The organism is Scytonema millei VB511283 (assembly GCF_000817735.3).
Taxonomy (GTDB): Bacteria; Cyanobacteriota; Cyanobacteriia; order Cyanobacteriales; family Chroococcidiopsidaceae; genus Chroococcidiopsis; species Chroococcidiopsis millei_B.
The window spans coordinates 489,078-503,821 of the sequence record NZ_JTJC03000002.1 but is presented as its reverse complement, the minus strand read 5'-3'; the positions used below and the strand labels follow the sequence as shown (position 1 = coordinate 503,821).

At 45.8% G+C, this 14,744-nt stretch carries 10 protein-coding genes and 1 pseudogene; 6 read left to right on the top strand and 5 right to left on the bottom strand.

Annotated features, from left to right (window positions below; genetic code table 11):
• Window positions 1-27: 27 nt before the first annotated feature.
• A complete protein-coding gene (locus tag QH73_RS10010) occupies window positions 28-750 on the bottom strand; it encodes a helix-turn-helix transcriptional regulator (protein WP_309476469.1) in 723 nt (240 codons plus the stop codon).
• A 113-nt stretch (window positions 751-863) separates the two neighbouring features.
• Here QH73_RS10010 and QH73_RS10005 point away from each other — a divergent pair, with 113 nt between their 5' ends.
• Window positions 864-1,307, top strand: a complete 444-nt coding sequence (locus QH73_RS10005) for a DUF6220 domain-containing protein (protein WP_039716549.1) — start codon at window positions 864-866, stop codon at window positions 1,305-1,307.
• A 158-nt stretch (window positions 1,308-1,465) separates the two neighbouring features.
• Window positions 1,466-2,089, top strand: a complete 624-nt coding sequence (locus QH73_RS10000; protein WP_052290162.1) for an HD domain-containing protein — start codon at window positions 1,466-1,468, stop codon at window positions 2,087-2,089.
• A gap of 47 nt (window positions 2,090-2,136) precedes the next feature.
• Here QH73_RS10000 and QH73_RS09995 read toward each other — a convergent pair whose 3' ends face one another.
• The 3 genes from QH73_RS09995 to QH73_RS09985 all read right to left on the bottom strand — a co-directional run bounded on the left by QH73_RS09995 (window position 2,137) and on the right by QH73_RS09985 (window position 9,129).
• Window positions 2,137-2,283 carry a hypothetical protein gene (locus tag QH73_RS09995; protein WP_165587656.1) on the bottom strand — a complete coding sequence of 49 codons (147 nt, stop codon included), beginning with the start codon at window positions 2,281-2,283 and terminating at the stop codon, window positions 2,137-2,139.
• 31 nt (window positions 2,284-2,314) lie between these two features.
• Complete coding sequence (gene bchH / locus QH73_RS09990; protein ID WP_039716551.1) at window positions 2,315-6,160, bottom strand: magnesium chelatase subunit H; 3,846 nt, start codon at window positions 6,158-6,160, stop codon at window positions 2,315-2,317.
• Between the two features lie 206 nt (window positions 6,161-6,366).
• On the bottom strand, window positions 6,367-9,129 hold the full coding sequence (locus tag QH73_RS09985) for a DUF3536 domain-containing protein (RefSeq protein WP_039716552.1): 2,763 nt from the start codon (window positions 9,127-9,129) through the stop codon (window positions 6,367-6,369).
• A 507-nt stretch (window positions 9,130-9,636) separates the two neighbouring features.
• Here QH73_RS09985 and QH73_RS09980 point away from each other — a divergent pair.
• The 4 genes and pseudogenes from QH73_RS09980 to QH73_RS09965 form a co-directional block, all read left to right on the top strand.
• Window positions 9,637-9,984: pseudogene (locus tag QH73_RS09980) on the top strand (calcium:cation antiporter family protein); the annotation flags it as partial.
• A gap of 6 nt (window positions 9,985-9,990) precedes the next feature.
• Complete coding sequence (cax, locus tag QH73_RS09975; RefSeq protein WP_039716554.1) at window positions 9,991-11,082, top strand: calcium/proton exchanger; 1,092 nt, start codon at window positions 9,991-9,993, stop codon at window positions 11,080-11,082.
• Window positions 11,083-11,402: 320 nt separating this feature from the next.
• A complete protein-coding gene (locus QH73_RS09970; protein ID WP_039716555.1) occupies window positions 11,403-11,888 on the top strand; it encodes a globin domain-containing protein in 486 nt (161 codons plus the stop codon).
• A 477-nt stretch (window positions 11,889-12,365) separates the two neighbouring features.
• Window positions 12,366-12,752, top strand: coding sequence for a YybH family protein (locus tag QH73_RS09965; protein ID WP_039716556.1), 387 nt, complete (start codon window positions 12,366-12,368; stop codon window positions 12,750-12,752).
• 112 nt (window positions 12,753-12,864) lie between these two features.
• On the opposite strand, the gene pyk is transcribed toward QH73_RS09965, so the two are convergent.
• Window positions 12,865-14,631: a pyruvate kinase gene (gene pyk / locus QH73_RS09960; RefSeq protein ID WP_039716557.1), complete on the bottom strand. Its 1,767-nt coding sequence runs from the start codon at window positions 14,629-14,631 to the stop codon at window positions 12,865-12,867.
• Window positions 14,632-14,744 lie beyond the last annotated feature (113 nt).

Genomic DNA, 14,744 nt, shown 5'->3' with positions numbered 1-14,744 from the left:
GTAATGACTCAATTGCACTTTCAGCCGTCAGAATGCCCTAAATAGGACATTTTGCAATTGTGCTACCATTTGAGCGCGGGATGAAACATTCAATTTGCGAAATATACGTTTGAGCGCTTGTTTGACAGAATTTTCAGTAATCCAAAGTTGTGCGCCAATTTCGGCATTTGTCAATCCTTGAGCAACTAAATCGGCAATTTGTATTTCGCGCGGCGTAAGACGAAGAGAATTGTCAGCGCTGGATTTAGATCGATCTATCTCTAAATGGCGATCGCTAATAGAAACACTTGGCGATCGCATTGTTGCTATCCGAGTCGATAAATGCAGACAAATTGCACCCAGATCGGTTAAATCTTGAGTGGTAAAGGCAAGATTGCCCCGTTCGCGAGTCAATCCAATTCCACCCACTAGCTGGCTGTGGCAGACAACTGGTCCTGTCATAACGTGCCAATGATCGGCACGGGGACAAATTGCTCTCCAGGCTTTAGGCGACACGACTAATGCTTCATGTACGGGTGCGTGGTGTTCGACCAAGTAACGTAAAACTGGATTGTATTCTACCGATGTCGCGAATTTGAGAAGACCTTGCCACTTGGGATCGACAGAAGAAAGTTCATCAAAGAAAAATAGCCTACAGCGTCGAGCCGCAAAGTATTCGCTCACTGTTACCATGACACGCTGGTGTACTTCTGTAAGATTTTGCGCCTGAGCGATCGCTGTAAATAAAGATTGTAAGGAATCTCTCATCATTGTGAGTGCAAACTGTACCCGATCGAGGACTAGATGCGATTGGGATAGCAGTATTATCTTAGCTTCAATGACGGTCAGTCTTTCATCGATTCCCCCTCAAGGAAAACTTTAGCATGGCACTCAGTTCTAACTTCAATTTTGCGCCGACAGCATTTCGACGCTGGAATCAAATCGGTTTTTATCTAGTTGCAGTACTTTTCAATTTCTGCCTGACTCTCCAAGTATTAACCGTTGGACTCGCCTATTTTTACAATCCTCAGTGGTGGAATATTCATGTTTGGTTGGTGCGTAGTTACAGTGGATTATCTTTAGTTTTGCTGGTGTGGGTATATTTAGTTCCATTTCCGCGTCGAGTGCGGAGTTTGACAACAAGTATGCCAGTATTGCTAGGACTACAATTTCTCACAATTCATTTGCGATCGCCTTTACCTTTGGGCGTACTTCATCCTTTGTTCGGATTCACGTTATTTTCTACGTCCACAACCTTAGTTCATCGTGTCTGGCTGATTATCTCTGGCAAATCAGATGTGGAAGAGACTGCTTTGACACATGACTGACAGCCTTCACAAGTGTTTGTAACTGAAATCAAAATGTTCCTGAGCAGATGATGCTTTTGGCAGCGGTTTATGAAGGAGGTAATGGGTAATGGTTAATAGGCGATCGCAAGCTATTTGTGGCAGGTTAATTAACTTTGAAAACTGTTCTATGTAATCTCATGAAAGACTTATCAATTCCAGATAGTACATTAGCCAAAAAAGCTACTCAACTAGTAGCCGCTCTCTCTCCCAAATTCTTATATAACCACTGCATTCGTACCTACCTATTTGCAGAAGCAATTGGAAAACGAGATGGACTTAAATACGATCGCGAATTACTTTATTTAGGTGCAGTCATGCACGATCTTGGCTTAACAGAACGATTTGATGGCAATCAAAGATTTGAGGTAGATGGTGCTGATGCAGCAAAAACATTTTTGCTAGAGCATGGGTTATCAATAGAAAAAGGAGAAGTTATTTGGGATGCGATCGCTTTACATACTTCAATTGGGATAGCTTCCCGCAAACAGCCAGAAATTGCTTTAGTCCATTTAGGTGCTGGAGCAGATGTATTTGGGTTGCGCTTGCAAGAAATTTCTCCTGAAATTGTAGAGCAGGTAACATATGCCTATCCCCGCTTAAATGTAAATAAATCGCTTACAGATTTGCTCGTCGCGCAAGTAAAACGCAAACCAGAAGTAGTAGCTTTTACCTGGTTAGCTGACTTAGGCAAATGTCATATTCACGGCTTTAATTGCCCCAGTTTTGACGATATGATTCGTAATAGTCCTTTCTCAGAATAGTACGGGCAGGTTTAACTGTAAAATTATTGGCGATCGCACAGAGGGCTTCAACAAAACCCGCCCCTACCAATTTGGGCAGGTTTAACTGTAAAATTATTGGCGATCGCACAGAGGGCTTCAACAAAACCCGCCCCTACAAATTTGGGCGGGTTTAACTGTAAAATTATTGGCGATCGCGCAGAGGGCTTCAACAAAACCCGCCCCTACAAATCCTGATAACTGATACTAAATTTTCACTCCTTCCAATTCATCTTCTGTCATTTCATACAACTGGCGTAGCTTTTCCAACTTTTCAGGATCGGCATTCCAAAAACCGCGTCCGTGTGCTTCGATCGCTCTACCAACAATATTACGAAAAGCTTCGGGATTTGCCTTGCGTAACTTTTCTGCCATCTCTGCATCGAGAACGTAGGTATCAGCGGCTTGGTCGTAGACCCAATCATCGGTAAAATCGGCAGTACCACCCCAACCAATTAAAGCTGTCATGCGCTGAGAAATTTCAAACGCACCCCCCGAACCTTGATTCGCCATTGCTTCCGCCCATTTAGGATTGAGTAATTTGGTACGATATTCCATTCTGAGTAAATCGTCCAAGTTGCGTGCAGTGGTATCTTGAGAAAAGCTTTCGACAAAACTAGCAGTCACTTTTTTCCCGCGCTGCTTTTCCGCCGCCTTTTTCAAACCACCCGTATTGGCATAATATTCTTGAATATCTGTCAGACCGTATTCTACAGAATCGATTTCTTGGACGATGCGATCGCACTTTTGCAACAACTGCGTCAAGACTTCCGGTCTAGCCCGTCCCTTATCTTGTCTACCATAACTAAACACGTTGCGATCGCGCCAAGTATTGCCCAACTCATCCCCCGATTCCCAATTTCCATCCGTGACTCGTTCGTTCACCATCGAACCAAAATCGCCTGCTGGATTGGAAAATAGCCGCGCTGACGGATTTTCTACACCCTGTGCTTGTAAAGCTAAATAGTGCTTGCGGATGAAATTTTCTGTTTCCGATTCCTCAGCCATAGCCGCCCGTTGGAATAGGTCGTCGAGTAATTCGATAATATTGACAAAGCTATCGCGAAATATGCCGGACAGATTCCCCAATACGTCAATTCGAGGATGTCCCACTTCTGCAAGCGGCTTCAATCCATAACGGACGATCCGCCCCGTACCTTCCTTAATGGGTTCCGCCCCGACTAATTCTAGTAAAATGCCTAAAGACTCGCCCCGCGTTTTAATTGCATCTAATCCCCACAACATCACAGCTACAGTTTCGGGATATTCTCCATGTTCTTGCAGATGTTGGCTGATAATATTTTGCGCGATCGCTTTTCCTCTTTCATATGCCGCAGGTGAAGGCATTCTGTAGGGATCTAAAGCGTGAATGTTGCGTCCTGTAGGTAACACACCCATACCATCGCGTAATAAATCGCCCCCAGGTGCAGGAGGGATATACTCACCATTGAGTCCGCGTAATAGGTTGGTTAGTTCCTCGTCCGTTTGCATTAATAGATCGCAGATTTTTAATGCTTCTTCAACCCCCTGTACGGGCGCGCTGCTGTGCGCCCCTACAATTTTCCCATTGGCGATCGCATCTCCGGGCGGGTTTTGACCGGAGATTTCTGGTCTTAGCTGTGAATCTTTGGCTAAACCCGCCCCTACAATTTTCCCATTGGCGATCGCATTTACTGCATCAACTGATAATTTTTCGCCAAAATATGCTTGCAGATAACTTGCTAATTGTTCTGCATTCGGTGGCTCACCTAAAACGTGTAGTCCGCTGGAAAATAGGCGATTTTCTAATACTTGCAAATACTCGTATACCTGTAATAAATAGCGATCGAAGACGACTTTACTAAATAACCGGGCGTTCTCAGGAGTAAAAGCAATCCCTAAATGCTTTGCTTCTGCCAACGGACAATCTGTATTAATTCCCGTATCTACAATTTTCTTACAAATTGCTTCTTTTAGAGCGTAGTTCTTTTCTGGATCTTCGCGATATTCAGCAATTAAATCGTGCAATGCGACTAACTCTTTATATAACCCTGCCCGACCGTAAGGAGGAACGTTATGAGAAATTATCGTACCGTAACCCCGCCGCTTTGCCAAAATTGATTCAGAGGGATTATTCGCAGCATAAATATACAAATTAGGCAGATTTCCTAATAAGATATCCGACCAAGAGTAACCTGTATTTCCTAAAGGAGAACCAGGCAACCATTCCACTGTCCCGTGCATTCCGAAATGAATCACTGCATCCGCTTGAAATTCTTGCTGCAACCATTTGTAGTAAGCTGCATATTGAGGATGAGGAGTTAAATCGCGATCGAACATCAACCGCATTGGATCGCCAGGAATACCTAAAGGCGGTTGTACGCCAATCCAAACATTACCTAACTGAACTCCACCCACAAGTAACTCATCACCGTAAGTCTTAATACCGCTACCGGATAGAGATTTCCAATGTTTCTCAATTCGGGATGTTTGCAAATAACCAAGCCATGTTTCTAGTTTCTGCGTGGGAACAGTATTTTGTAGAGGCGCACAGCTGTACGCCCCTACAGCGGTATTTTCATCCGCCTCTTTCACCCACCGAATCAATTCTTCCCCGTCTTCCGGTAAATCTCCGACAGTGTAGCCCTCATCTTTTAAAGCTTGAAGGAATTTCAACAGCGATCGCGGTACATTTAGTAAAGCTGCCGTTCCTGTCGCCCCGTAACCAGGGGGAAAACCATAGAGAATAATGGCTATTTTCCTTTTAGCCGCAGGTTTCTGACGCAAAGCAATCCATTTCTGCAACCTTGCTACCAAACGCTGAACTCGTTCGGGGATCAGATAGATCTTTTCTCCTACCAAGCCACCCAAAGGCACGGTATCGATCGCACCATCGAGTTCTGGTAATGCATACAATACGACACTTTGCAAGCCTCCGATTCCTTGGCGCGTCCAAGAATGGATGTCTTGAATTAACAGCGGTGCGGCAACTATATATGGTACGTTCTTGGCGTTGAGAATGCGCGTCGCAACTTCCACCTGTCGTCCAGCTTCCATCGAACCCGCCGGACCACCTACCAAAGGAAAACCAATTGTAGAAACAATTGCATCAACTGTGACAGCTTCGTTTGATAAAGATGGGGTTTCGATATTTCCTAACTGTCTTTGTGCCGTTTCATAAGTCGTTGTCATCCAATCTCTAACAGCAACGTGACCTTCTACCCCGTTAATAAAAATTGGTAAAGGAATCAATCCCGCTCTTTCAAAATAACGAATTAATTGAGGAATATAAGGTTGTTTGGTGATGACGTGTTTGCGGTAGAGTAGAATGCCGACGATCGCGGGAGTCGGGAGTCGGGAGCCGGGAGTCGGAATATTTTGACTTTTGACTTTTGACTTTTGACTTTCATACCATTCCAAATATTCGCGGGGTGAGGTGAAAAAGCCTGCATAATCGGGGTGTAACAACCCCATGTTAGGTGTTTCAATCGGGGGAGGAATATCGCCTATTTTTAATCCTAAATATTTTTCGGCTAGCGTCCAAAATAGTGCTGCAACGTTATCTGCACCACCCGCATTCCAATAACCGTAGATAATTAACCAGTTGCGTAAATCTTGCACTTTTTGCACGGGGACGTATTTCAATAGTTTGGGTCCCACTTTCAAAAAGCTGATATATCCTGCGAGTCGGTCTTCTTCTCGTCCTTGACTAAATTTATCCAGAATAAATTTAACTGGCTTGGGCATTCCTTTGGGTTTATCGCCGATCGCAAACGCACCGAGTTTGGTTAAACTCATCAGTTCCAAGGCGGACTCGAATACCAAGCGAATTGGGATCGCGGTGAGGCGATCGCGCAACCACAAAACTTGATCGTAGTCAAATAGCAAACTACCGAAGAAAACATCGGCGTTATCGAGTGCAGCCTCTATTTCTGTCGGTTTGGTAGAAATGTCGCGATCGCTAAATACGCAAATTTCTAATTCTGGGCAGCGGGAACGTGCTAAATCTGCTGCTTGACGGTACAAGTCAGCGTTAAAAGATTCAAACCCAGCGATCAGAACTATGCGCTTCATGCCTAAATGTCAAGAAATTTCTACTTCGATCTTAAGGAGAAATTTCTTGCCTGGGTAGAGTGCCAGTAGATCTCGGTTAGTGATGCAAGGATCTTGAAGATCCCCCAACCCCCTTAAAAAGGGGGCTTTCAATTCCCCCCCCCTTTTTAAGGGGGGTCAGGGGGGATCGAGATCTTTTGTTTCCAGTGCGTGACTCCTAATTCTGTCTACCCAATCCGATCCAACCACCCGCCAACATCTACAGATAATTTTTGTCCCAACCTCAATAAATAGCGCAACTGCGTCAAATCCCACATCGGACGATCGCCATTTCGACTTTCTACGTCACCGTCAAGAATTTGGAGACACTGCGGGATAATTTGACCGTGCAAACAGCGGCAGTAAACTTCTTGGACGCGCGCCAAAGATAAGCCAAGATTGAGCTGACAACCGATATCGATCGAACGCTCGATTTTTTGAGTTTCTTCTTCTACAGCAGCATCACCGTGTAATAGTTGCCAGAGCGATCGCAGCATCAGCTGTTCTAGACTTTGTTTGACTTCTGGTAACTTCAACTGACAGCGTAACAAGTTAGCTTCTGTCGCGACTGCTTCTAATTCTGCCAAGTGTTCCCAAGTGTCTCGATCCCCAATTTCTTCACACAGCGATCGCACCAAATCCGAACAGCGACTACCTAAAGCAATCTCAGCTGCAACTTGCAACTCTTGGGGGACGGGTAAATAATCGCGGTGGTAAGCCATGAGTACCCCATAGTTATCCCGGTAAACTTGGGTGTAGAGCAGATCTAACCGCGTCAAGCTTTCCTGACTCAACATCTGGACGATTCGGTGACGTTCCTCGGCAATTAAATCTTGCAAATTGAACGAGCGATCGCCAAATATTTGAATCATCTTCTGAATCGCATGGGCGGCGCTAGCTTGTTGCAAAGACTCAAACACTTGCTCTTTCATCTGGTTGTACGATCGCCACCCTGTAAATGGCTGAATGCAGCAATGAAAATCCCAGCCACTCAGATGCAACACGGCAAATACTAACTCTTCCTTCTCCCAGGTGATTTCCGACATGAGTTCCAATTGCCCTACAGCTAGAGTCAGCGTCCCGACGCGCTGCCATTGGTAGTCTAGCTGATTGACTGTATAGCAATAGATATGGGGAGTAGGAAGCGGGCAGTGGGTCGTAGAAAAGCGATCCAGTTGACTGTTGACCGTTGACCGTTGACCGTTAGAGCCGATCTCCTGTTTCCTAAACAAAGAAGTAATGGCATATTGAGCAGCAATTTGCTGAAAGTTAACCTGGGCAGTTAGCACCAGTTGACGGTAGACTTCCGCCCCATGACCGAAAAACTCGACATTACTAGGGGCAAGGCTGAGACGGTTGATAAATTCTTTTTCCAGTTGCACGCCTGCCACATCTTCGGCAAGTTCCAAAGCTCTAGCAGCATAACGCAAAATTTGCGTGCCTTCGGGACGGGAGATTTCTTCAAAGAACCAACCGCAACTCGTATACATTAACAAGGCATGACGCTGCATTTCCAACAACCGCAGGGCATCGACTCTTTCTGAGTCCGTCAGCGGATGGGATTGATGGCGCGAGAGGAAGCGTTGAACATTAGCCACCGAGCGATCGCGAATGACTTGAATATATTCATCCCGTACTAACCAGGGATCGCAGAATAAACTTTTAGCAGCAGTTTCGTAAACATCAATTAAGCGATCGCGCAGCCAATCGAGGGCGTTGCGTAGGGGTCGCCGCCATTTTTGATGCCACTCACCACCACCACCGCAACCACAATCATCTTGCCAGCGGTCTACACCATGCGAACAACTCCAAGCAGTGACGGGTTTGAGTTCGACTTCCCAAGTTGGCGGATCGAGGCTGAGATAATGGGCGTAGTTCGTTACCGTCCAACCTCGGCGGGGAAATTCTTCTGTAAAGGCATAGGCGAAGGTTTTTTCCGTACCACCTTTGTGATGTCCGAAAGTTTCACCATCTGTAGCAACAGAAATTAACTGTGCCGAACGGCGATCCCCACGAATTGCCAGTCCCATCCGTCCGATAAAGTGATGGGAATTGCTGAGTGCATCGCTGAAACCCATGTCCCGCGAAATTGGACCATCGTAGAAGAAAATATCGATGTACGGGCGGGAGTCGGGAGTCGGGAGTCGGGAGTCGGGATGACCGTTGTTAATTTCCGATCCCCTCACTCCTCGCTCCTCACTCCTCACCCCTTCGAGAAAGCAACGATAAGGGCGAGTGGGATCGATCTGGCTGCCCCCAACTTCGTGCCACTGAGTTACTGGCTGTTCGTCTGTGGGAATCGTTCGACAGCGTTGGGCTTGGGAGGGAGCAAGAATAATGAAGCGAATTCCCTCTGCTACCAAAGCCTCTAGGGTAGGATAATCTACCGCAGTTTCCGCCAACCACATTCCTTCGGGATCGCGCCCAAAACGGGAGCGAAAATCCTCTATACCCCAGCGAATTTGAGTGTATTTATCGCGTTCGTTAGCTAGAGGTAGGATGATGTGATTGTAAACTTGAGCGATCGCATTACCATGACCGTTAAGACGGGCGCAACTGTTGCGGTCTGCTTCAATTATCCGCTGATACACCTCCAAATCGTAACGCTCTAACCAAGACAGCAGTGTAGAACCGAAATTGAAGCTGAAATACTCGTAGTTGTTAACGATCCCCAAAACTTCACCGCGATCGTTCAATACCCTGGCAAAAGCATTTGGACGATAGCATTCATGGTGGATGCGTTCGTTCCAGTCGTGAGCGGGTGCAGCACTAGGCTGACGCTCGATCGCATCTAAGTAAGGATTCTCGCGAGGTGGCTGATAGAAATGACCGTGAACGGTCACGTATACACCTGTAGCCGTTTGCAGGGGATTGAGACTTACCTGATGCTTTGCATCGAGATCGAGCGGAAAATTTGATTCAGCAGCTGGAAGATCGGCAGCAGAGGTCATGAAAGTTATATCCAAATTACAAAAATTAATTTTTACAATTTGCTACCCTATATTGCTCAAAGGAGTAGCTATGTGAAATAACGTGCTTAAGACTCTAGATTAAAACTCAAATGAAGCAGAGATCGAGATAGCTGGGGGTAAATCGGTAACTGATGGCAGCTGTTGAAGTCAGTCGCACCCTAGCTTGACCTTGCTTTCAAGCATGAGATCGCACTCGATCTTATTAAACTGCAAGTTTAGGTTTATTTAAGCTTGGCTTAATATTTTTGCAACTAGGTTTGGGGATCGGTTCACGAATCTACACGATTGGTTACAAATCAGTTATCAGTTATCAGTTATCAGTTATCAGCGATCGGGTATTGTAGGGGCGGGTTTAGCAAAGATTCACGTCTATGACCAGAAATCTGCACGCAAAACCCGTCCGTACACGTTGATTGCGAAAAGGCGCGAATTGCGAATTACCCATTACCCATTACCTCCGCTTAAAATCGGTTGTACCGATAATTAATCTTTTTAGTCCCCATCATTGGTAATGCCGCAGAACACGCTACAGCCGTTACCCTGGCAATGAAAAATAAAATGGATCTTTCGGTATCCGTAGCTTTGGGATCGAGCTTGCAGATTGCTCTATTTGTCGCTCCCGTAATGGTGATAACTGGCTGGGTGTTGGGACAGCCAATGGATCTCAACTTCAATCCGTTTGAACTGGTAGCGGTAGCAGTATCGGTATTAATTGCAAATTCTATTAGTTCCGATGGTCGCTCGAACTGGTTAGAGGGTACATTGCTGTTAGCTGCATATGCGGTGTTGGGGTTGGCGTTTTATTTCCACCCCGTAATTGACGGTATCGGATAATCCCTCATGTCAATCAAGAATATTATCTCGCTTGGATTGTTGGTTTTCATTCCCATCTCGATCGCAGCTCGATATTTAGAGTGGGGATCGCTGACAATATTTATCACGTCGGGGATCGCAATCGTCCCTTTAGCAATTTGGCTGAGTACGGCGACGGAGGAAGTGGCGATCGTTACAGGTTCCTCAATTGGTGCGTTGTTAAATGCCGTATTTGGCAATGCTACAGAGTTAATTATCGCCCTAGTTGCCCTCAAGGAAGGATTGGTTGATATTGTCAAAGCCAGTATCACGGGTAGTATTATCAGCAATCTACTCTTAGCTATGGGTTTGGCGATGTTGTTGGGAGGTTTGCGTTACAAAGAACAGGACTTTCAACCTGTGGTAGCGCGGGTGAATGGTTCTTCCATGACATTAGCTGCGATCGCAATTATTCTACCAACGCTGGTGATCGAAACTTCTAGCGGCATAGAACCAGTAGCGATTAAAAATCTCTCCATTGCAGCCGCAGTCGTGTTAATTGTTGTCTACGGAATGACGCTGCTATTTTCGTTGAAAACCCACAGCTATTTATACGATGTGGGATTGGTAGATTTGGAAAATGAAGCTCAACCTGAGTCTGAATCGTCTACCCATAAACCCAATCTCTGGCTGTGGGTTGGCGTTCTAGCCGCCGCCACACTTGCCGTTGCTTACGAGTCAGAGTTGTTTGTCGGTCAGGTGGAAGAAGCTACCGCTGGATTGGGATTAACTCCCCTGTTTACAGGTGTGGTGCTGTTACCTCTGGTTGGTGGTGCGGCAGAATACGTGACAGCGGTGCGAGTTGCAGTCAAAAATAATATGGACTTGTCTGTTTCGATCGCGATGGGTTCGAGCCTTTTGGTAGCATTGTTTATGGCTCCTGTATTGGTAATTGTTGGAACTGCGATCGGACAACCGATGGATTTAGATTTCAATCCATTTGAAGCTGTCGCTGTAGCGATCGCTGTATTAGTTGCAAATCTGATTAGTTTAGATGGACGTTCTAACTGGTTAGAAGGAACTTTGTTATTAGCAACCTATACAGTCTTGGGCTTAGCTTTCTATTTTCATCCGGTCTAATATCCCATAAATTCTCAAGGGTCGAGTGGACTGCGCACCCCTCGACCCATCATTGTTATTGTCAATTAGCTCTAAAACAAGAAAAGAAATTAACACGGCTGTTGGCTGTGTCACGTTGCAGTTCTCTGCCTAATAACGCAAACGTTAGTGTATTATATTATACGAATAATATAGCGGTCTAATTCCCTAGCGAGAAAAGTTAGCTCGCAAAATTTAGTGTCATAACCATGTTGAAGATATGAGATAGAAAAAGTCAATTGTATTAATAGTTATCTCTTAGTTTCCCAACAGTCTCGATCGTAAGAGGAGAACTTGAAATAATGGTTAGTCAAAAAACAATTGAAATTGTTAAGGCAACTGCACCGATTATTAAAGAAAAAGGTGAAGAAATTACCAGGCGGATGTATCAAATTGCATTTGAAGAACGACCTGACTATAAACGCAGCTTTGAAACGACTTGGATGCAGCATCTAGACGGTGGCGGGCAAGCATACAAATTAGCTGCGGCTGTTTACGCCTATGCGACTCATATTGACCGCCTAGATGAATTGGCTACCGCAGTAGATAAAATTGCCCATCGTCATGTAGAAACTCGCATACTACCAGAGCAATATCCGCTGATTGGTGAAAAGCTGTTGCAGGCGATGAAAGATGTTTTGCAAGATGCTGCAACGGATGAAGTGATTTCGGCGTGGGCTGAAGCTTATGCTGCTTTAGCAAACATCTTTATTCAAACAGAAAATGCGATCTACAAACAAGAAGATCGAGAACTAACTGAGCAATTAGCGAAAGCCGATTGTCCCTAGTGCATTGGACTGACCGAAGGAAGCCAAAGTAACGGCTATTTTAGTCGAGAAGCTGAAACAGGCTGAGTGCCTAATAGACCGTGCGATCGCCTATCCTTAGAATCAAAGCAATCAGATATGCGATCGCTTTACTCAATATTTCGATTCAGTTTAATGTTCTCAAAGATTTGTAATTTACTGTTGCGAGAACCGCTACGAATTAGGTAGTGTAAAAATATAAATATGTCAAGCTGGTGGCGGTTAAGTATTTAGGTTAGGAAACTTTTGTGGAGTTTATCCTAACTACTCGCTGCACAAGAATGCATAGCGATCTCACCCAGTTTTAACTCAAAACTACTCTTGGATCGATGAGTTCGACTATATTCATCTGCATGGAGATGCTGCCATGAGATCCGGTGCGAGAAGTTGGCTTCGGTTATACCAATACTGCTCACCTGCTGTGGAATAGGAAAGAGCAACCTAACCAAGGAGCGAACTATGATTGACGCGAACGAGGTTCTCAAGGCAATGTGTGAAAAGTATCAGGCAGCTGTTAGTGCAAACGATTCGACAGCCTATCGGAAGTTATTCGCCACAGATGCGATTCGGATTCCACCAGGATCGGAGCCTGAATATGGTTCGGACGAGATTTCAAAGAGCGAACAGAAGGACTATGATGTTGCGAAATGGACTGTTCATTTGACACCCCTTGATGCCCTACGGATTGACGATCGATGGGTATATGGAGTTGCACAAGGCAATGTAAACACTGTTGCCTACGCTGATGGGGTGACAAATTCATACAAAACTACGAAGACCTGGCTTTTCCATCAAGAGGACTCGGGAGAATGGCTAATTAAGAGGCAAATGTGGAACCTCAAGTAACGATTGTTTGATTTCCTGAGATATCGGTAAGAGTCTTACGAAAGACGATCTATGAAACGCGATCGCATCCTCAATCTTAATTTCTCAAACAGAATGCGATCGCCTCTTCTACTTAACCCCCCACAGCCCCAGAATAAATCAAACCCCGCTGCATATCTAAAGTCAAAATAGCCCCATCTCGAATCACTTCGGTAGCGCGTTTGACTCCCACAATGACGGGAATCCCCAAACGCAAACCCAATACCGCAGCATGACTGGTAAGACTCTCATCTTCGGTGATAATTCCTGCGGCTTTGCGGATCGCATCGACAAAATCGGCAGAAGTTCGAGGCGCAACCAATATTTCCCCAGGATTAAATTTACTCACATCTATCCCAGCGTGAGCTACCCGAGCGCGACCGCTGACGGAACCCTGACCGATGCCAATCCCTTGACCGAGTAAAGCTGTCACCACTTCTACCTTAATCAAGTCTGTCGATCCCGATACTCCCTGAAGCGTCCCAGCCGTCATCACGACCAAATCTCCTTCTGTTAAGAGATTTTTCTCTAGTGCCACATTGAGAGCCGACTGAAACGTTTGTCCCGTTGAAGCTAAATCCAGTACTAGCAGCGGTTTTACCCCCCATACCATCTGCAATTGTCGCGCGATATCAACATGGGGAGTAACGGCAAGAATTGGAGTCTGAGGTCGAAATTTAGACACATTCCGCGCCGTCGAACCTGTCTTGGTCATCGTCATAATTGCAGATGCTTCTAATTGTTCGGCAATCTGTCCTACTGCTTGACTGATCGCATTGGGGATCGATCGCCGCGCATCTTTGATATGAGCTGGAGGCGAGGCTAGAGCCTGTTCCTGTTCGATCCGCACGGCAATTTTTGCCATTGTTGCCACGGCTTCCACTGGATATTTCCCCACCGCCGTCTCATTCGACAACATCACCGCATCCGTACCATCCAAAATCGCATTTGCCACATCCGAGACTTCAGCGCGAGTCGGTCGGGGACTGTGAACCATGCTGTCTAACATTTGGGTCGCCGTGATAATTGGGATACCTAAGCGATTTGCCGTCACGATCAACCGCTTTTGCAAGATCGGCACGTCTTCCGCTGGTAGTTCTACCCCCAAATCCCCTCTAGCCACCATCACGCCATCACATAGAGGTAAAATCGCCTCCATTTGGTCGATCGCCTCATGTTTCTCAATTTTCGCCACTACAGGCACTTGCTTCCCTGCATTAGAAATAATTTCTTTAATTTCTAAGATGTCTTGGGGATTGCGGACGAAAGAAAGGGCGACCCAATCTACACCTTGATCTAGACCGAAAAGTAAATCTTCGCGGTCTTTATCTGTCATTGCCTTAATGGATAGATAGACCCCAGGAAAATTGACCCCTTTATTATTAGAAAGAATGCCCCCCACAGTGACGCAACAGTGCAATTCTCGATTGCTGCGATCGACATCTTCCACCAGCATTTCGACTCGCCCATCATCCAGTAAAATTGACGCTCCTACGGGGACTTCATCGGCTAGCAGGTCATAAGTCACGCAACTGCGCTCTTGAGTCCCGACAATGCGATCGCTAGTTAAAGTAAAGCGATCGCCCCGACCCACTTGAATCGAGCCAGTCTCAAACTTACCCAGGCGAATTTTTGGTCCTTGCAAGTCTTGTAAAATTCCAACTGGACGATCCAATTCAAAAGCGGTTTGCCGGATCAGGCGAATGCTGCGTTGATGGTCGGCGTGAGTGCCGTGGGAAAAATTCAGCCGCAAAGTGGTTGCTCCAGCCTCAATCAATGCCTTGAGGACTTCTGGGCTACTAGTAGCGGGACCAATGGTAGCGACGATTTTAGTGCGACGAACGGAGTCTATTGACTGCATGAAGACAACTTTACAAGGGGATAACAAACTACAGATCGTACTGCGATCGGTATATCACCCGATCGCCAGAGAATAAATTGCTAGTAGCAGTAGTAAAAATGACTTATGCTACA